This is a genomic window from Polyangium spumosum, from assembly GCF_009649845.1.
Lineage (GTDB): Bacteria > Myxococcota_A > Polyangia > Polyangiales > Polyangiaceae > Polyangium > Polyangium spumosum.
This window is the reverse complement of record NZ_WJIE01000002.1, coordinates 1011805-1032482: the sequence shown is the minus strand read 5'-3', so window position 1 is coordinate 1032482 and position 20678 is coordinate 1011805. Positions and strand designations below refer to the sequence as shown.

6 protein-coding genes are annotated in these 20678 nt (G+C 68.6%); 2 read left to right on the top strand and 4 right to left on the bottom strand.

Going from position 1 to position 20678, the window contains the following annotated elements; all coding sequences use genetic code 11:
* A partial coding sequence (locus tag GF068_RS10110) for a non-ribosomal peptide synthetase (RefSeq protein WP_153819098.1) occupies positions 1-10390 on the bottom strand: 10390 nt, incomplete at its 3' end.
* A 102-nt stretch (positions 10391-10492) separates the two neighbouring features.
* Positions 10493-10726 (bottom strand): MbtH family protein, encoded by a 234-nt coding sequence (locus GF068_RS10105; RefSeq protein ID WP_153819097.1) that lies wholly within the window; start codon positions 10724-10726, stop codon positions 10493-10495.
* Between the two features lie 472 nt (positions 10727-11198).
* Between GF068_RS10105 and GF068_RS10100 the strand changes: the two genes are divergently transcribed.
* Complete coding sequence (locus tag GF068_RS10100; protein ID WP_153819096.1) at positions 11199-13139, top strand: multicopper oxidase family protein; 1941 nt, start codon at positions 11199-11201, stop codon at positions 13137-13139.
* Positions 13140-13144: 5 nt separating this feature from the next.
* Here GF068_RS10100 and GF068_RS10095 read toward each other — a convergent pair whose 3' ends face one another.
* Together GF068_RS10095 and GF068_RS10090 are read right to left on the bottom strand one after the other, a co-directional pair.
* Positions 13145-14557, bottom strand: coding sequence for a sigma 54-interacting transcriptional regulator (locus tag GF068_RS10095; RefSeq protein ID WP_153819095.1), 1413 nt, complete (start codon positions 14555-14557; stop codon positions 13145-13147).
* A gap of 41 nt (positions 14558-14598) precedes the next feature.
* A complete protein-coding gene (locus tag GF068_RS10090; RefSeq protein ID WP_170319388.1) occupies positions 14599-19215 on the bottom strand; it encodes an nSTAND1 domain-containing NTPase in 4617 nt (1538 codons plus the stop codon).
* A 638-nt stretch (positions 19216-19853) separates the two neighbouring features.
* Here GF068_RS10090 and GF068_RS47330 point away from each other — a divergent pair.
* Positions 19854-20567, top strand: coding sequence for an ATP-binding cassette domain-containing protein (locus GF068_RS47330; protein ID WP_153819093.1), 714 nt, complete (start codon positions 19854-19856; stop codon positions 20565-20567).
* Positions 20568-20678: the final 111 nt, after the last annotated feature.

The window sequence follows — 20678 nt, the reverse complement described above, 5'->3', positions numbered from 1 at the left end:
ACCACGCGATGAACGGCGTACAGCCGCGGTCACGCGCGAGCGCGGAAAGCGCATTGCTCGCATGCGGGGGAATGCGGAGCCTCACGCTGGCTTCGGGGCCCGGGCCGCCCTCCGAGGCGGGGCGAAGAAACGGCAACTGGAGCCGCGGCACGCCCGCAAGTTTGTCCTTCCAGTACGCTCGCGACGCCCCGAAGCCGCCTTCCGTGAGCCCCTCCTGCTCGGCCTGGGCATAATCGGCGAACTGGTACGAAAGCGGCGGCAAACGCGCAGATTCGCCGCGGCTGCACGCCTCGTACAGGCGCGAGAGCTCGGAGAGCAGCACGCCGCTGGACCATTCGTCCGCGATGATGTGGTGCTGCAGGACGAGCACGACATGGTGCTCGGCCGCCATGCTCACCACGAGCACCCGCGTCAGCGGTCCGGATTCGAGGTCGAAACGAACCCCGATCTCGGCCTCCAGGAGCGCGCGCAGGGCGGCTTCTCGCGACGCTTGGGGCAGCGCCGAGACGTCCTCTATACGCACCGGAATCGATACGCTCTCGGCCACCACCCGCCTGGGCACGCCGTCCACCTCGGGAAATGTCGTGCGCAGAATCTCCTGCCGCTCCGCGAGCAACGTCACGCTCTGGCGCAGCGCCGGCTCCGACAGCGCGCCTCGCAGGACGAACATCTGCGGGACCTGGTACGACAGCGCCTCGGGCGAGAGTTTGTCGACCAACCAGAGTCGCCGCTCGGTCCCCGAGAGGTCGGTATATGCGGAATCGGTCGCGCCGCGCGGGGCGGGAGAAAGGACGGCCATCGGCGCCGGTCGCTGCGCCATTCCCTCCAGCGACGCCGCCAGGGACGCCACCGTCGATTGCTGGAACAGGGTGGCCACGGTCAGCTCGAGGCCGAGTCTCGCCTTCACCGCGGACACGACACGTATTGCCAGAAGCGAATGGCCGCCGAGCAGGAAGAAGTCGTCGTGCGCGCCGATGGGCCGCACCTCGAGCAGCTCTTCCCAGATGGCCACGAGCGCGCGCTCCGTCTCGGTCCGCGGCGCCACGTACGAGGCCTCCGCGCCGCGCGTCGCTTCGGGCGACGGCAGCGCCTTTCGGTCCACTTTGCCGCTTGGATTCAGCGGCAGCGCCGTCAGACGCACGAACGCAGAGGGGACCATGTACTCCGGCAGCGTCGCTCCCAGGTGATCCCGCAATGCGCTCGGCGACCACGCCTGCTCGGCAGCCTCGACGTACGCCACCAGCCGCTTGTCGCCCGACACGTCTTCTCGGGCCACCACCACGCAAGCGCGCACCAACGGGTGCGTAGCGAGCGCCGCCTCGATCTCACCGAGCTCGATCCGGAATCCGCGGACCTTCACCTGGTGGTCGATGCGGCCCAAAAACTCCAGCTCGCCGTCCTCCCTCCAGCGCGAAAGGTCGCCCGTGCGATACATTCGCGCGCCCGCTTCGGGCGAATACGGGTCAGGAACGAACCGATCCGCCGTCAGCTCGGGGCGATTGAGGTAGCCGCGAGCGAGCTGTACGCCCGACAGGTACAGCTCCCCCGCGACGCCCACGGGCACCGGGCGCAAATCGTCATCGAGCACGTAGGTGCGCGTGTTGTCGATCGGACGCCCGATCGGCACCGGCCCCTCCTCCTCCGGCCGGCAGGCGTGGCTCGTCACGTCGATGGCGGCCTCGGTGGGGCCATACAGGTTGTGAAGCTCGCCTTGGCTGCCCGCATACCAGGAATCACGCAAATGCGATGGCAGCGCCTCGCCGCTCGTGAAGACCAGCCGCAGCGACGCGCGCTCCCGGGGCTCGGTCGCCGCCAGGAACACGCCGAACATCGACGGCACGAAATGCGTCACCGTGACCCCACGCTCCTCGATGAGCGCGGCGAGATGACGCGGATCCTTGTGCCCCTCGGGGGCCGCAATCACCATGCGGGCGCCCTCCAGAAGGGGCCACCACAGCTCCCAGCCCGACACGTCGAACGACAGAGGTGTCTTCTGCAAGACCGCGTCGCTCGTGTTCAGACCGTAGGCGCGCTGCATCCAGCGCAGGCGGTTATCGACCCCGCGATGCGTGTTGAGCACGCCTTTCGGCCGACCCGTCGACCCCGACGTGTAGATGACGTAAATCGCGTTGTCCGGTCCTACCCCTACGTCGGGGGGCGTGATCGGCTGCTCCTGCCACGGGGCCGCGCCCGCGTCGAGGTGCACCGTGACAAACTCGTGCGCGGGAAGCCTGCCCTCGAGGCGCTCCTGGGTGAGGAGCACCGCGGGACGCGCGTCCTCCAGCATGAAAGCGAGCCGATCCCGCGGATAACCAGGGTCGAGCGGCACGTAGGCACCGCCCGCCTTGAGAATGCCGAGCAGGCCCACCATCATCTCCAGCGACCGCTCCACGCACAGCCCGACCCGCACCTCCGGGCCCACGCCGAGCGCGCGCAGGTGGTGGGCTAGCTGATTCGCGCGCCGGTCGAGCTCACGGTAGGTGAGCTCTTGCTCGGCAAACACCAATGCCACCGCGTCGGGCGTCCGCGCGGCCTGCTCCTCGAAGAGCTTGTGAATGCACTTTTCGGGGGGGGCCGCCGCCGTGGCATTCCAGGCAGCGAGCTGCCCGTGCTCCGCCTCGGTGAGGAGGTCGAGCTCGGATATGGGTTTGTCCGGGTGCGCGACCATGTCGAGGAGCAGGGTGCGCAGGTGCCCCCAGAGCCGCTCGACGTCTCCCTCGCGAAGCGCGGTGGGGTCCCACATCCATTGCAGGTCGAGCGTTTTGCTCACCACCACCGCAATGGCGAGCGGATAACTCGTTTGTTCGTAGCTCCGAAAGCTCACGATCGGCAGGACATCCGCCCGCTGCGCAGCTTCGTCCACCGGGTAGTTCTCGAAGACGAGGAGCGTGTCGAACAGCGCGCGACCGCCGCCCACCGCGCTCGACCGCTGCACCTCGTACAGCGGAGTCGCCTCGTGGGCGCGCAGGTCGGCCTGCTCGGCTTGCAGACGCTCGAGCCATTCGACCACGCCCTCGGCGCCCGACCAGCGGGCCCGGAGCGGCAGCGTGTTGATGAACAGGCCCACCATCCGCTCGATGCCGGGGACGGGTGCGCTGCGACCGGAGGTCGTCATGCCGAAGACGACATCCGTTCGTCCCACATGACGGCCGAGGATCTGCGCGAGCGCCCCCTGCACCACCGTATTCACGGTGAGGCCATGCCGCCGTGCGAACGCCGTGAGCTCCTCGGTCTCGGCGGCCGTCAGCGAGGTGTCGCGTTTCGCGTGCTCCCGCGTTGCCCCGGCGGGCGTCGCCGCAGGCGGCGGGAAAGGCAGCAGCGTCGGCTCCTCGACTCCGGCCAGGTATGCGGAGAAGAATGCAGACGACGCCTGTTCGTCCCGGGTGGCGAGCCAGGCAATATAACGCTCGTACGGCGCCGGTTCCGGGAGTACGAGCTTGCCCCCGCCTCGGAGCGCGGCATAGGCGGCCTGCAGCTCTCCGAGCACGACCGGCATCGACCAGCCGTCGGACAGGATGTGATGCGTGGTCTTCAGCATCCACGTCCGACCCCCGGGCCCCCGCACGAGCGCGACCCGCGCCAGCGGAGCGCGTGTGAAATCGAAGCCCGCGGCGCGCTCCTCGCGCTGCAGGGCTTCCCAGCGCGCCTCCGCCTCGGCCGCGTCCAGCGAGGACCAGTCGTACGTCGGCATCGAGAAAGAGACGCGTCGACGCACGACCTGGAGCGGCTCCGGAACCTCCTGCCACAGGAATGACGTCCGATACACGGAATGGCGTGCGAACACGGTCTTCCACGCGCTCTCGAGGGCTGCGGCGTCCACCTCGCCGCCCAGCTCGAGCGCGAGCTGGACGGTATAGGTCGGTGATTCCGGCTCACGAAGGGCGTGGAACAGGAGCCCCGCCTGGAGCGGCGAGAGCGGGTAGACGCTCTCCACGTCGCGTACGCGCCCGAAGAGCTGGTCCAAAGTCCCTTGCTCGAGTCGCGCGAGCGAGAAGTCCGACGGCGTGTATCCAAACACCTCGCCCGAGGTGCAGTGCGCGATGAGCTGCCGCAGCGAAGCGACGAACCGCGCCGCGAGCCGCTCCACCGTGGACGCGTCGTGCGCTGCGGGGCTGTACGTCCATTCGAAACGCAGGCGTCCCTGCCAAACCCCGCCGTTCACCGCCAGCGTATGCCACAGCCTCATCCGCGGGCTCGTGGACCTGCCCGTCGACTCGTCCGCCGGCCCCAAGAGCCCTCGGCCCTGCGACGCCATGTCGAGCTGCCCGAGGTAATTGAACACCACGGGCGAATCAATCGACAGCGAGGCGCGCACCCCCTCGTCCGGGTGCGCATACCGCAGCCAGCCGTACCCCACGCCTCTGCTCGGCACCGACCGGAGTTGCTCCTTGATCCCCTTCAGGAGCGCCGCCGGATCGTCGCTTCCCGGCACCGTCAGCCACACCGGGAACATGGCCGTGAACCACCCGACGGTGCGGGACACGTCGACGTCGTTGATGAGCGCTTCGCGCCCGTGCCCCTCCAGAATGACGCAGATTGTATTCGTTTTGCAGAAAGCGCTCAGCGCCGACGCGAGCGCCGAAAGCAGGACGTCGTTGATCTCGGTGCGGTAGGCCGCGCTCACGTCGTGCAGGAGCGCTCGGGTCTCCTCCGCCGACAGCTCCACGTCCACCGTGATGCTCTCGCCCACCGTGCCCGGCGCCGCCTCGCGGTCGAGCGGGAGCGGCGCCACGCCACGCGCACATTGCGCTTGCCAGTAGCCGATCTCCTCCGACAAACCGCCGCCCGCGACGAACGCGGCAAGGCGCTCCGACCACTGCCGAAACGAGGTCGTCTTGGCCACGAGCGTCGGCGGTTGTCTGGCCAGCCGGGCCTCGCAGGCGCGCTCGAGGTCCTCGTGCAGAATGCGCCACGATACGCCGTCCACCACGAGGTGGTGCACGACGAGCAGGAGCCGCGTCCCTTCCTCGCCGAGATCCAGCCACGCCGCGCGGGCTACCGGGCCCGTGAACAGCGACAATCCGCCCTGCAAGGTGTCCGCCACGTCCTGCACGGCGGCCTTACGTGCCGAGGAAGGCACCGCCGAGAGGTCCACCCGCTCGAGCGGCAGCGCCACCTCCTCCGCGTGGCTCTGCACCCACCCGGGCTCCGCGCGGTGATACCGCAATCGCAGCGCGTCGTGCTGCTGCAACACGACATGCAATGCCTCGGCCAGGATCTCGGGCGACAGCGTGGACGATGGCATCCACATCATCGCCTGATTGAAGTGGTGTATCTCTTCGGGGTCCTTGCTCAGGAACCATTGCTGGCTCGGCGTCAATGAAGCCCTGCCGGTCACCGCGCCCTGCTCCGCCAAAGCTGCGCTCGAGCTACGCACCGCCTGCGCCAGCCCCGCGACCGTCTGGTGGATGAACATGTCCCGCACCGTGGAGTGCAGGCCGGCGCGCTTGGCTCGACCCACCACCTGGATCGCGAGGATCGAATCGCCTCCGAGCGCGAAGAAGTTGTCGTGGATTCCCACGGGTGCGGCACGAAGCACCTCTGACCAGATCTCCGCGAGCACTCGCTCCACTTCCGTGCGCGGTGCGGCGTAGGCTGCCTCCATGGCCTGTTGCGTTTCTTCCGGCGCAGGCAGCCGCTTGCGGTCCACCTTGCCGTTCGGCGAGAGTGGCAACGCGTCGAGGGAGACGAAGGCCGACGGGATCATGTAATCGGGGAGCCTGCTTCGCAGGTGCTCGCGCAGCGCGCCCGCCGCCGGCGCGCCGTCCTTCGCAACCACGTAGGCGACGAGGCGCTTGTCCCCCGGCGCGTCTTCGCGGGCCACGACGACACACGACGTCACCGCGGCGTGCGCAGAGAGCGTCGCCTCGATTTCGCCGGTCTCGACACGGAAGCCTCGGATCTTCACCTGGTGGTCGACGCGACCCACGAACTCCAGCTCGCCGTCCTCGTTCCAGCGCGCGAGATCCCCGGTGCAATACATCCGGGCGCCCGGCTCCTTCGAGAAGGGATCCGGAATGAATCGCTCCGCCGTCATGCCTGGACGATTCAAATAACCACGTGCCAGGCCCACCCCCGCGAGGTGGAGCTCGCCTGCCATTCCGATGGGCACCGGCCGCTTGGCCCCATCGAGCACGTGGATGCGCACGCCGTGAACCGGCCGGCCGATCGAAAACCTCTCCGGCCGCTCCGGATCGAAATAGGCTTGCGCCCCGAAGATACTGAACTCGGTTGGGCCGTAGGAATTCAGCACCCTCCGGCCCTTCGCCCACGGCGCCACGAGCGCGGGGGAGATCGTGTCACCCGCCAGGGTGATGTGGCGCAAATGGGGCGCGCGGCAGCTCAGCACCCGCAGCACCGCGGGCGGGATGAACGACACCGTGATCCCACGGTTGTCGAGGCACTCCGCGAGGCCCTCGACCGGGCCGTAGGCATTGCCAGGCAATACACACGTGGCGCCGTTGCACAGCGATATCATCCAGTCGATGATCGCCCCGTCGAAGGCCACGGCCGCGCTCTGCAGCACGCGGTCGCTCGGATGGATCACGAACTCTTCGCGCTGGAGGACCACACGCGCGGCCAGGCCCCGGTGCTCGTTGACCACGGGCTTGGGTTTGCCCGTCGAGCCCGAGGTGAACACCACGTAATTCGCATGCTCGGGCCCGACGCCGCTCTCGGGCGGCGTGGCCGGCTGTGACGCCCATTGCGGCGCGTCCGCGTCGAGCCGCACCACCGTCACGCCGGGCGCCGTGAAACGATCCTCGAGGCTTTCGTGCGTCAGCAGCACCGGCGCATGCGCTTCGGACAGCAGGAGGGAGAGCCTGTCTGCCGGATACGCCGGATCCAGCGGCACGAACGCTCCGCCCGCTTTCAGGATCCCGACCAGGCCCACGACCATGTCGAATGACCGCTCCACGCAGAGCGCCACGCGCACCTCGGGCCCGACGCCGAGGGAGCGAAGGTGGTGCGCCAGGCGGTTTGCCTGCGCCTCGAATTCGCCATAGGTGAGCTGTTGGCCATCCTGCTCGAGCGCCACCGCCCCCGGCGCCTTCGCCGCCTGCTCCGCGATGAGCTCATGAATGCACGTTGCCGCGGGATCCACCTCGGGCGTGTCGTTCCACGCGGCGAGCTTCTCGGTCTCCTCTTTGGTCAGGAGCTCCAGATCCGACAAACGTTTGTCGGGATGCGCCGCGGCATCCGTCACGAGCGTCCTCAAATGCCCGCACAACCGCTCCGCTGCCGTGCGCGAGACACGCCTCGTGTCGTAAAGGACCTCCACGACCGTCCCCTCGGCGCCGTGCCGTAGGGTCACGGCGAGCGCGTTTTTGGCCGTCGTCACGCCTTCGGGCACCGCGCCGAGGAGCGGATACCAGCCGGCCGCGGCTCCGGTGGTCGGCGGCGACACCTCGAAGAAGGTCACATCGAACAGCGGGTTTTCTCCGGCCTGCCGCGAGAGCCCCTGATCCTGCACCACGACGTCGAACGGCAATGCCTGATGCTCGTACGCGTCCAGCGAGGTCCGTCGCGCGCGCGAGATCAACTCGGCAAACGTCGGGTCTCCCGAGAGATCGGTCCGCAGTACGACCGTATTCGTGAAGAACCCGAGCATGGCCTCGGTCCCAGCGACCTGACGATTCGCGAGGACCGCACCGAGGCCAAAGTCCGTCTGCCGGCTGTACCGAGCCAGCACAGCCGAAAGGGCCGCATACCAGGCCATGAAGGGGGTAGCGCCGCTCTCGTGCGAGAGCGCCTGCATCCGGCGGCTCGTCTCCGCCGACAAATGGAGAGTGACGCACCCTTCCGGCCCCGCGCCTGCGCCGGAGGGAGGAGAGACAATCGGCAGGTCGAGCCGCGGTACGCCGGAGAGAGCGTGCCTCCAGTAAACGCGCGACGCCGCGAGGCCGTCGCCGGCGAGCGCCAACCGCTCTGCGCGCGCGTAATCCGAGTAATGGTAGGGGAGGGGGAGCAGAGCCGCCGTCTCCCCGCGGCGCGACGCCTCGTAAAGTGACGTGAGCTCCGCGAGCAATAGCCCCCATGACCACTCATCCGTGATGATGTGATGCTGGTGCACGACGACGACGTGCCTGTCCGCAGCCGTCTTGACGGCGAGGACCCGGGTCAGCGGCCCGCGCTCCAGGTCGAAGCGGGTCTCGACCTCCGCGGCGAGCAGGGCCCGCAGTGCGGCATCGCGCTCCGCCTCGGGCAGGGATGAGACGTCCTCCACACGGATCGGAATGGCCACCTCGTCCGACACCCGCCGCCTTGGCGTGCCGTCCACCTCCGGATACGTCGTGCGAAGGATCTCGTGGCGCAATGCCAGCGCACGCACGCTTTCGTGGAGCGCCGCAGCCGAGAGCGCGGACGCTACCTGGAATACGTGCGGGATCTGGTACGACCTCGCCTCGGGCGACAATTTTTCCAGAAACCAGGTGCGCCGCTCCGTGCCCGACAGGCCCTCATGAGGAGCCTCGCCTTCCGCGCGCAGCGAGAGGCGGATCGGGGGCGCCAATGCCGGTGGCTCCGCCCTCGTGTCCCAGAGCGCCGAGAGCGCCTCGATCGTCGGGTGGCGGAACACCGTCGCCACGCTCAGCGCGCCCCCCAGCCGCGCCTCGACGGCGGACACGAGGCGAAAAGTCAGGAGCGAATGGCCGCCGAGCTGGAAGAAATTATCTCGAACCCCGATGGGCTGCACCTGGAGCAGCTCTTCCCAGATGGCCACGAGCGCGCGCTCCGTCTCGGTCCGCGGCGCCAGGTACGGGGTCTCTGCCGTGCTGCGCGTCATCTCCGGCGCAGGCAGCGCCTTGCGGTCCACCTTGCCGCTGGGATTCAGCGGCAACGCCGTGAGACGCACGAATACAGAGGGGACCATGTACTCCGGCAGCGTCGCCCCCAGGTGCTCCCGCAATACCCTCGGCGCCCACGCCTCCTCGGCCGCAGCCACGTACGCCACCAGCCGTTTGTCGCCCGATGCGTCTTCCCGGGCCACGACCACGCAGTCGCGCACCGACGGATGCATTGCGAGCGCCGCTTCGATCTCCCCGAGCTCGATCCGGAACCCGCGGACCTTCACCTGGTGGTCGATGCGGCCCAGGAATTCCAGCTCGCCGTCCTCCCTCCAGCGCGAAAGGTCGCCCGTGCGATACATCCGCGCCCCCGCCTCGGGCGAGAACGGATCAGGGACGAATCGCTCCGCGGTCAGCTCCGGTCGATTCAGATAGCCGCGAGCGAGCTGCACGCCCGACAGATACAGCTCCCCCTCGACGCCGACGGGCACCGGGCGCAGATCGTCATCGAGCACGTACGTGCGCGTATTGTCGATCGGACGCCCGATCGGCACCGGCCCCTCCTCCTCCGGGCGGCAGGCGTGACTCGTCACATCGATCGCGGCCTCGGTGGGGCCATACAGATTGTGGAGCTCGCCCTTGCTCCCCGCATACCAGGACGCACGCAGGTGCGCCGCCAGCGCCTCGCCGCTCGCGAAGACCAGCCGCAGCGGCGCCCGCTCTCGGGGCTCCGTCGCGGCCAGAAACACGCCGAACATCGACGGCACGAAGTGCGCCACCGTGACCCCACGCTCCTCGATGAGCGCCGCGAGATAACGCGGATCCTTGTGTCCCTCGGGGGCCGCGATCACCATGCGGGCGCCCTCCAAGAGCGGCCACCATAACTCCCAGCCCGACACATCGAACGATAGGGGCGTCTTCTGCAAGACCGCGTCGCTCGCGCGGAGACCGTAGGCGCGCTGCATCCAGCGCAGGCGGTTCTCGAGCCCGCGATGCGTGTTGAGCACACCCTTCGGCCGACCCGTCGAGCCCGAGGTGTAAATCACGTATATCGCATTGTCCGGCCCTACCGGTACGTCGGGGGGCGTGAGCGGCTGCTCCTGCCAAGGGGGCGCGCCCGCATCGAGATGTACCGTGACAACCTCGTGCGCGGGAAGCCTGCCCTCGAGGCGCTCCTGGATCAGCAGCACCGCGGGACGCGCGTCCTCCAGCATGAAAGCGAGCCGATCCCGCGGATAACCAGGGTCGAGCGGCACGTAGGCACCGCCCGCCTTGAGAATGCCGAGCAGGCCCACCATCATCTCCAGCGACCGCTCCACGCACAGCCCGACCCGCACCTCCGGGCCCACGCCGAGCGCGCGCAGGTGGTGGGCTAGCTGATTCGAGCGCTGGTCGAGCTCCCGGTACGTGAGCTCTTGCTCGGCGAACACCAATGCCACGGCGTCGGGCGTCCGCGCAGCCTGCTCCTGGAAGAGCTCGTGAATGGGTAAGGGCAAGCGCCGGCGTGGGCGCACCGGCTCTGCCTTGTCGTTCCGCCGCGTCACGAAGTCGCCCTGGCTGCCTGCGTCCTGCCTCCGGACGCCCCTGCTCTCGTCGTGCATGCTCATCGTGGATTGATTCTCGTGGGATCCATCCGACCCCGAGGATCGACAGGCGGGACTACGGCTCCTGCTGCATCGTGGCGAATGAGCCCGAGAGCCGTGCCGACCTCACGCCTGATGCTTGACCGCGGCCGCAGCCGCGTCCATCTGCTTGCGCAGGCTGAGCGGTCGCATGTCGGTCCAAACCGCCTCGATGTATTGGAGGCAATCCCCGCGTTTCCCGCGCTTCCCTGCCAGGCGCCAGCCCGCAGGCACCTCCCGGCCGGCAGGCCAGATGGAGTACTGCTCCTCGTGATTCACGACCACCTCGAAGGTCGTATCTGCGTCGTCGAAGACACTCATCGTGGATCCTCTCGCTCCCAGGGCGATTCGCGCTGCCGTTGACCAAAACGTATGTCCTGCCGCACAGTTCTGGATGGCCGTTCCGCCCGCGACGTAGCAAGCGAGGTGCCAGGCCATGATACGTGGGTTTTTTGCGGCGAACCGCGCAGCGATTCCGGAGCGCAAGTTGGTGCGTCCGGCCGGGTGCGGCCTCCGGTGAACCGCGCCAACCGAGCCCAGGCGCCCCATCGTTCTCTCGAAAACCAGCCATTCCGCCCCGTCCGCTGTACCTGTACCCGTCACACGGTCCTGTTACAGGTACAGGTACAGGTACAGGTACGCTTTCCACCCCGCGCCGCGACGGCGGCGCTCGGCCGGTTGTCGCCTGCAAACGAGCCGTCGCGTGCGACGCACGTGGCCTGCTCGTTGCAAGGCGCGCGCTCGCAGCAGCCACGACGGATTCTCGGCGTGCTCCGACCCATTGGAAGACTTCATGACGTCCTCGAATAAGCCCTCGTCCGACAAGAATCGTTCACATGTCGCGCTCACGCTCGATCGGCGTGGCTTCTTGATGCTGGGCGCCACGATCGGCGCCGGCGTTTTGCTACCCGATACCGTCGGTTGCAGCTCCGATGACAACCCCCCGGCGCCGAAGCCGGTCCCGAGCAGAGAGCTCTCGAACCCTGCCACGGTCCGATCCAAGGACGGCCTTCTCAATATCGAGATGACCATCACCGAGACCGAGGTGACGGTCGGCCAGTACACGTTCATGACCCGCGCGTACACGGGCCTCAAAGTCAATGCAGGCACGGCGAGCTTCGAGGGAACGTACACGGGCACCATTCCAGGCCCGAGCATCGAGCTTCGCCCGGGGGATCGGTTCGAGCTCGAGCTCATCAACGGCCTGCCGGACGACGGGAGCGCCGTGGACCCCGATTGCGGCACGACGACCAGCGGCGGGCATGGCGGGCACGGCCCCGGCATGCAGAACAACACGACCAATTTCCACACGCACGGGCTGCACGTCGACCCCGGGCCGCCCGGAGACGACGTCTTTCTGGAGATTGGTCCTGGCCAGAGTTACAATTTCGTCATCGACGTCCCCAAAGACCTCGTCATGCCGGACGGGACGATGGCCGATCATCCGGCCGGGACCTACTGGTATCACCCGCACTTCCACGGAGCGACGGCGATCCAGGTGGCAGGCGGCATGGTCGGGGCACTCCTCATCCGCGACGAAACGAAGGACGATCTCGACAAGATGTTTTCACCCGATCCCGGGCCGGGGCAGGGCAAGGAGCAGCTCCTCGTCGTCGGCGAGCTGATGATCCAGACGAAGGATGCTTGCATCGGGAAGGCTCGCCTCGCGACCTACAAGGAGATGGCCGCGGCCGGCCCCTTCCCTCCGGGTGTCGTCGATTTCTTCCACGTCAACGGCCAGATCAATCCGATCCTTCACATGCGCCCGAGCGAGGTGCAGCGCCTTCGGGTTCTTCACACGGGCTTCCGTGCTCCGCTGGATATCGCCTTCCTACGCGTGCCCGACGATCAGGTCGACGCCGCGACGTCATTGCCGAAGCCCGGCTACGATCCTTTTGGTTATTCTTGCGCGAGCAACGGGGGGCCACCCATGCTCGACCGGGACGCGTTGCGGGCGAAGTCGGTCACGTATTACCAGGTCGCGACGGACGGGATCACCTACGCGGCGCCCCTGAAGATGCCGATGACCGACGCCGTCTCGGAGGTCGAATACGTCATCCCGCCGGGGGGCCGCGCGGACCTGCTCACCCGGTTCGAGGCGGGCACCTACCAGATGGTGGCGCTCGGATACCTGGACTTCGTCTGCTGGGCGCCGCAGGTCCTCGCCACCGTGATCGTCGCGGGGGCGTCCGATACGAGCATCGAGGTCCCGCAGACGCTCACGCCGCCCGCGCTTTACCCGTCGTTCGAGGACATGGCGAAGCCTGGCAACCAGGTCGACAACAACCGCCAGCTCGACTTCGCCCTGGCTCCGGGTGATCAGGGATCCGTACACTTCACCATCGACGGCAGGACGTTCTGCGAGACCCGTATCGACCAGTGCATGGCCCTGGGCGCCGTGGAGGAATGGACGATCAACAACAAGTGGGGCGAGGTGTTGGGTGAGACGGTCCATCCCTTCCACATCCACGTCAACTCGTTCCTCGTGACGTCCATCAACGGGAAGAAGCCGGCGCAGCCCATCTGGCGCGATACGGTTCTCATCCCCACGGGCGGCATGAAGGGAGTCGACGGCACCCTCACGTTCCTGTCGCGCTTCCTGCATTACGAGGGCAAGTACGTGCTGCATTGCCACATCCTGGAGCACGAGGATGAAGGCATGATGCAGCTCCTCGAGGTGAAGAAGGACGCGGCCTGCGAGCCGTCGATGCCCGACACGTGCCCGATGCCGTGAGTCGGTCACGATCTCGCGCGATACGCATCGATGTTGATCGAGAACCTCTGCACCCAGCGGTGGATCTGGATCCGTGACTTGCCCATGTCGCGCGCCACCCCGCTCACGCTGCCCCTGTGCTTCTCGAGGAGCGCCACGATACGCCCGCGCAGCTTGCCCCCCTCCTCCTCGGACTCGGGCGGCGCGACGGAGTCGTGGCGCACCTCGAGGAGGTGCGTGCTCTCGAGGTGCGCGCTCTCGATGAGCGGCCCGTCCGCGAGCGCGGCTGCGACCCCGAGGGTCTGCGACAGCTCGCGGATGTTGAGCGGCCACCGCTGCTGCACGAGCAACTTGCCGGCCTCCACGGTGAAGCCGAGCTCAGGCGCGCCCGGCACCTTGGAGCGCCGCAAGAGCTCGCGGACCAGAATGCCCATGTCCTCGATCCGATCCCGGAGCGGCGCGAGCATGTGCCGGTGCCCGGAGAGCCGCGCCTGCAAATCGACCCGGAACTCGCCCCGAATGGCCATCCTGTCGAGCGGTTTGTGTGTCGCCGCGACGACGCGCAGATCCACCTTGATGGGGCTCGTGCCGCCGACCGGCACGACCTCGCTCACCTCGAGCACGCGCAGGAGCGCGGCTTGCGCGGGCATCGGGAGATCGCCCACCTCGTCGAGAAAAAGCGTGCCGCCGTTCGCCCGGCGCACATAGCCCGGCTCGTCCCGGATGGCCCCCGTGAACGCGCCTTTGACGTGCCCGAAGAGCTGGCTCTCGAGCAGCGACGCCGTGAGCGCCCCGCAATTGACGGCGACGAGCGGCCCTGTCCGCCCCGAGAGCGCGTGGACGCCTGCCGCGAGCACCTCCTTGCCCGTGCCCGATTCGCCGAGGAGGAGCACCGGGATGGGCGCTCGCGCGATACGCGTCAGCACGTCGAGATCGTCTGCGAGCGGCGGGACGAGCGTGGAGAGCGCGCCGACCTCCGGGCTCTGGAGGTCCAGATCCGCAGCGGACGCAGGCGACGAGGGCAAGCCCGCGCGGTAGCGCAGAATGACGTTGCCGAGCTCGATGAAATCACCGTCCTCGAGCGCGACCTTCCGGACGCGACTGTCATTGACGAAAGAACCGTTCCTCGAGCCTGCGTCCTCGAAGGCCCAGCCATCGCCGCTCCGGACGAGGCGCGCATGGGCCTTCGAGATGGCCACATCGGGCAAACGCAATTCGAGCCGCCGAGCGCCCCCCTCGCGGACGCGCGACGCGACGCGCTCGGGCCCGCGGCCGATGTGGACGACGTCGATCTGCGAGAGGCAATACCGCGCGCCGCCGAGCGCCGGCTGATCACAATGGAGCACGACGAACAGGAACGGACGCGCGAGGGGCTGCGCCCGCCGCGCTTCGCGCGCGGGATCTTGGGTCGTACCGAGCGAGATCGGCTTCTGCGTCATGGCCGCATCACCCTATCACGAGCCGGCGAATGGTCCGGCTTTCACTCGGCGGCGCGCGCCTCCGCGACGCGGCGCTCGCACGCTCGCTGGTCCCTCTCGGCCTCGGTTTCGGTGACCTGGAGCAGTTCTCTCCGGATCGGCACGGGAATACAATATGAGGTCGCCCTCCAGAGTCGGGCGTCGCCGGGGCCGGTGAAGGGCTCCACGGCGGGCCATACCCGGATGACCTTCTCGTCGGAGAGTTGCGCAATGTACTTGCCGTCGGGGCTCCAGTCGGCGCGCAGGACGGCGAGGGGCGAGCCCCCGAGCACGAAGGGCTGCCCGGACCCGTCGGCATGAAAGACGCGCACGGTCGTGTCCTCCGACGCGGTGACGATGCGTGTCCCGTCGGGGCTCATGCTCGCCCACGAGACCGTACCCCCATGCCCCTGGAGGACCCATGGCTGCCCGGAGCCATCGGCGCTCCACACACGCGCGGTCCGGTCGCTGGACGTCGTGACGATCCGCGCGCCCTCAGGCGACCATGAAGCGGAGGTGACATTCGATTCGTGCCCCCGAAGCAGGAGCGGGGGGGCCGCGGCGTCGCGCACGTTCCAGATGCGCGCGGCGCTGTCCACGAACGACGTGACGATACGCGAGCCGTCCGGGCTCCATAACGCGTCCGGGCTCCAATGCGAGGGGTCGAACCTCGCACCCTGCTGGCCCAGCACGACGAGCTCCCCCTCCTCGTCGACGTGCCAGAGGTAGACGTTCCCGGTCCCGTCCGTCACGACGATCCGCGTGCCCCCGGGATCGAACGACGCCTGGACGACGCTCTTGGGTTTGGACGGGGTCCTGGTCACCGCCAGGAGCGCAGAGCCGTCGCTCGCCCACAAGCGCAGCGTTCCATCGAGGGAAGCGGTGACGATACGGTCGCCCGAAGCGCTCCAATCGACGTTCCAGACCTTATCCGGATGGAAGTCGAGGACGACGGGCGAAGAAGGGTCGTCGAGGCGCCATACCCGCGCGGTCCCGTCCCGCGCCGCCGTGACGAATCGCGTGCCGTCGGGGCTCCACCTCGCGCTCTGGACGTCCTCGGCATGATCACGCAAGACGACCGGGCTCCCCTCCCCATTCGCGCGCCACACCCGCGCGGTCTTGTCCCGCGAGACCGTGAGGATCCGCGCGCCATCGGGGCTCCACGCCATCGCGTTGACGACGTCCGTGTGGCCCTCGAGCACCCTCGGCGCGACGACCTCGTCGAGATCCCAGTACCGAAGCGTCCTGTCGAGCGACGCCGTGAGGAGGTAGCGGCCATCTGGGCTGAAATCCGCCGAGTAGATCCAGTGCTTGTGGCCACGCAAGACGATCGGCTGCCCCACGCCGTCGGCATCCCAGATGCGCGCGGTCTTGTCCTTCGACGCCGAGGCGATACGCTTGCCGTCGCGGCTCCACGCGACGCTCATGACCTTGTCCTCGTGGCCGCGCAGCGTGAGGCGCTCGGCGCCGCCTGCGGCATCCCAGATGCGCAGCGTGGCGTCCTTGCCCGCGGTGGCGATGCGCGCTCCGTCCGGGCTCCAGGCGACCGCGACGACCGCGTCCGTGTGCCCGCGGAGCAGCAGCGGCGCGCCCCCGCCGTCCGCGCTCCACACGCGCACGAGTCCATCGACAGAGGTCGTCGCGATGCGCTCGCCATCCGGGCTGAACCGGGCGTTCGTGACGCTCGCTTCGTGCTCGAGCTGGGCCAATTGCCTCCCGTCCGCCGCGCGGAATACCCTCGCGGTCCCGTCGTCCGAAGCCGTCACGACGCGCTGTCCATCCGGGCTCATCAGCGCCGACTGGACCTCGCCCTCGTGGCCCCGCAGCACGAGCGGCTCCCCGGAGCCATCCGCGTTCCAGATCCGGGCTGTCTTGTCCGCGGACGCCGTGACGACACGCGTGCCATCCGAGCTCCAAGCAGCGAACGAGAGGTACGCGTCGTGGCCGCGCAGCGTGACGAGCGTTCGGTAATCGCCGACCGTCAAAATCTGCGCCGCCTTGTCCCCGTACGCCGCGATGATACGCGCGCCATCCGGGCTGATGGTCGCCCAGTAGATCGGATCGCCGTTGTGGAGGCCCGAGACCTCGTCCCGCGCGACGCCGGAGGAGAGCGCATCACTCACGATTTCGGCCCACTCCTTGGGGATGTCCTCGGGCTCGACCTCCCGCGCGAACGCGAGCGCCAGCGTGGGATCGTCCTTTCGCCTGCGCGCCGCGAGCATCCGCGTGGCGTTGCGGCCACGCAGCGCCTCGCGCGCGAGCTCGGCGTTCTGCTCCTCGACACGCGCAGCCTGGGCCTGGGCGCGTATGGCCAGGAGAAACACGAGGACCGACACGGTCCCGAGAACCACGAACGCCCCGGCAATCGATCGTTGTCGCCTCCGCCGCGCGCGCTGCTGGAGGTCGATCACGGCGAGCAGGTACCGCTCTTCCGCGCGTCCGAGCGGCACACCGCGCGGTGCCTCCGGGCTCGCGTGCCTTCGCTCGTACCACGTCCGCGCCTCTTCGGCGGCGCGGTCCCGCCACAACAAGCCGGACGCCTCTCCGCCCGCCTGCCATTGCGAGGCGGAGGCGCGCAGCCGGGCCACGAACTGGGCGTCCGCCGTGTTCTCGTCGAGCCACCGCGCGAGCCTCGGCCAGCGATCGATGAGCGACTCGTGAACGAGCTCCACCGTGATCGCGCCCGGATCGCCGCTGGCCTCGAGGAGCAGGAGCCTCGCGCCGCAGAGGTGCTGGACGAGCGCCTCCACCGCGACGGGATCGTCGACGAGCGTCGCGAGCTCGGACAGGCTCACGATCGCGCGCGTGCGCTCCGGCGTGACCAGGCGCAAAAAGACGGCCTGACAGAGGTGCTGGTCAGGCAATGCGAGCGCCGCGAAGATCGCGTCGGCGTGCGTCGCGAGCGACCCGACCACCCCGCCGAGCCGCTCGTAGCTCGCTCGCGTCAAGGTCTTCGCTTCCCGATCCCGGGCCTCCCAGAGCGCGGCGGCCGAGAATTGCAGGAGCGGAAGCGGGGTCTTGGCACGCGAGAGCTCGTCCAGGATCTCGGTGATGATCGCCTCGTCCTCGAAGTGATGCCCGGCCACCTCCACGGGGCGCCGCAAGGCCTCTCGTAATGCCTCACGCCCCATCGGCGGCAGGAGGAAGAGCCCCTGCGTGACCTCCGCCAGGAAATGGGGATCCTCGGCGACGCGATCGAGGAAATCCGAACGAATGGTCACGATGGCCCGCAGCGGCGAGGAGGCGTCGTCTGCCACGCCGAGGAGGCATTGCAGGAATGCGGTTCGCTCGTCCGGATCAGAGACCAGCGTATAAAGCTCCTCGAATTGATCGACGAAGACGAGCGCGCGGCTCCCAGGCCCGCGCGCCCGGCAAAACGCCCGCAGGCGGGCGCCGAGCAAGCCCGGCTCGGCGCGGAGATCGTTCGGCCTGCCTTCGGCGAGCACCTCCGCGAGCGCCGCGCCGAGCGCCGACACGGGAGCGCGGCCCGGGCGCAGGACGAGCACGTCCCAGTCCTCGCCGGATTGTTTCAGGGCTGGGATCACGCCGGCGCGCAGAAACGACGATTTGCCCGCGCCAGAGGGGCCCACCACCGTCACGAGCCGCTGACGGCGGAGCCGCCCCACGAGGACCGCGATGTCCCGCTCGCGGCCGAAGAAGCGGCTCGCGTCCCCCTCCTGGAACGCCGATAGCCCCGCGAACGGCTGCTCGCCCTCGGCGAGCGCGAGGGGTCTTCCCCCGTCGCGCAGGGGCGTGAGCGCGGCGAGCAGCTCGTCCGCCGACCCGAAGCGCTCCTCCTTTCGCTTGCGCAAGCAGCGGTCGACGACGTCCGAGAGGGCTGAGAGCTCGGGCAGCACGTCACCGAGCCTCGGCATGGGCGTGTCCAGGTCGGCGACACGCTCGAGAGCCTCCCGCGTGAGCGGCGCGAGCGGATGCTCCCCCGCGAGCAGCTCGTACAGGAGGACGCCGACCGCCCAGAGATCGGCGCGCGCGTCGACGTCCTCGCCGAGCCATTGCTCGGGCGCCATGTACGCGAGTGTGCCTCCGTGACTCTGCTCCAAGTCATCGCCGCGCCTCGCCAGCCCGAAATCCAGCACTTTGACGCCCCCGGCGTCGAGGATCATGACGTTCTCGGGCTTGAGGTCGCGGTGGACGACGTCGCCCTCGTGCGCGGCGACGAGCGCGCGGAGGACCGATATCACGATGTCGAGCGCGAGGCCCTTCGGGAGCACGCGGCTCGATCCCCGGGCGGCGGAGGACAGGACCTCCCGCAACGTGCGGCCCTCGAGATACTCGAGGACCATGTACGGATGCCCCTCGGTCTCGTCGACGTCGTGGATGACGACGATGTTTTCGTGCTTGCAGAGCGCCGTCGCCCGGGCCTCGGCGAGCAAACGCGAGGTCGCCTGTCCGCGGTCGTGGAGGAGCTTGATGGCGACGGGGCGCCAGAGCTTGGTATCCCGCGCGAGCAGCACGACCCCCGTGCCACCTTCGCCGAGCTTGCGGATGATCTCGTAGTGCTTGAGGAAGCCGTCGATCGGAAGGGAAGGAACGCCGCGGGGCCCGCTGTGGGACGGCGCAGCAACCCGCCGCGGGGCCCCGTTCCTCTCGACGCGAACGAAGTCTGCGGTGACACTCACCGCCGTCGAGGTACGGGAGTCGCTTTCGACCTCGACAGGGCTCACGGGACGCATTCGATCTAGATGTAACGCATGAACCCCGGGCAAGTCCTTCCTTCCAAGAGCTCCGGCGGGAGCACGAACTCCAGGTCCGCGTGGCGCCGTCGGGAGAGGAGTTCACCGCGTCGATCGCGCTGCCTACGGAGGCGTTCGCCAAGGGGAACGCAGGGGCTGCCGAGCAGAAGGTGCTGAAGAGTCCAGATGTGGGGGGCGGTCCGCGCGTTTGGCGAAGGTTAACGATGCGTCGGCGACATTCCGCGCCACGCTTTGCACGGCCCACCGCAATTGCCGAGCCAGGTCCCTGTCCTTCCGTTCGATTCGCTCCGCGATCCTCCCTGCGTCCCCCGCCATCACCAGAACGACCTCATCAATCGTCAGCATAACGACTCCTCCGCCGGACGACCCTCTCGCCGGGACCCTCGTCCCGCACCGTCACGCGCAGCGCGCAGCGCGAGCATGGCGAGCACGGCTTGGCCTTGAAGAGGCCGAGCACGACGGTAAGCTCCCCGTCCCCCGAGCGGGATCCCCACCCGCGTCCCATTGCGTCCCCGTTTCCCCGTTTCCCCCGTTTCCCCCGTTTCCATTTCTTATTTTCCTACATGTCCCTCCTCGCCACCTCCCTCACCGTCCGCCTCTCCGGCCGCACCCTCCTTCACCGCGTCACCTTCGAAGCGCGTCCCGGCGAAGTCCTCGCCGTCTTTGGCCCCAGCGGTGCTGGCAAGACCACCCTCTTCCGTGTCCTCGTCGGCGAGCTCGCCCCCATCGAAGGAATCGTCCTCCTCTCCGGCGACGACATCACGCGCCTCCCCCTCTTCGAACGTGCTCGCCGCGGCCTCGGCTACGTCCCGCAGACTCCGAGCGTCCTCCCCGACCTCTCCGTTCGCGATAACCTCGCCGTCTTCGAGCGCCTCACCCGCCGCGCGCGCCCTCCCGGCTCGCCCGACGCTCTCTCCATCGCGCGTGACCTTGGCCTCGAACCCCTCCTCGACACCCAGGCTGCGCGCCTCTCCGGCGGCGAGCGCCGTCGCCTCGAGATCACGCGCGCCCTCTCCGCCGCGCCTCGTGTCCTCGTTTGTGACGAACCGTTCGCGGCGGTGGATCCCCTCGGCGCTCTCCATGTCGCGGATCGACTCCGGGCCCTCGCGGATGCCGGCGCCACCGTCCTCGTCTCCGATCATCACGTCGACGCGGCCTTGCGCCTCTGCGACCGCGCCCTCCTCCTTCTAGATGGAGAGGTCGCCCTCGAGGCCTCCCCCGAGGACTTTCGGGCGCACCCTCTTGTCCGGTCGCGTTACGCCGCTACCTCCCCTTAGCGGGATTGTCCGGGCGGTATCGACGGTTCTCACCAGGACATGCGCAAGCGCTCCGGCGGTTCGGTGGGTTTGACGCGTGGCCCAGGAAACGAGACGGTCATGCGAGCGACC

Coding starts and splice junctions, on each gene's coding strand:
- GF068_RS10095 (WP_153819095.1), bottom strand. CDS start 14,557: ATGACGCAGAAGCCGATCTCGCTCGGTACGACCCAAGATCCCGCGCGC.
- GF068_RS47330 (WP_153819093.1), top strand. CDS start 19,854: ATGTCCCTCCTCGCCACCTCCCTCACCGTCCGCCTCTCCGGCCGCACC.
- GF068_RS10100 (WP_153819096.1), top strand. CDS start 11,199: ATGACGTCCTCGAATAAGCCCTCGTCCGACAAGAATCGTTCACATGTC.
- GF068_RS10105 (WP_153819097.1), bottom strand. CDS start 10,726: ATGAGTGTCTTCGACGACGCAGATACGACCTTCGAGGTGGTCGTGAAT.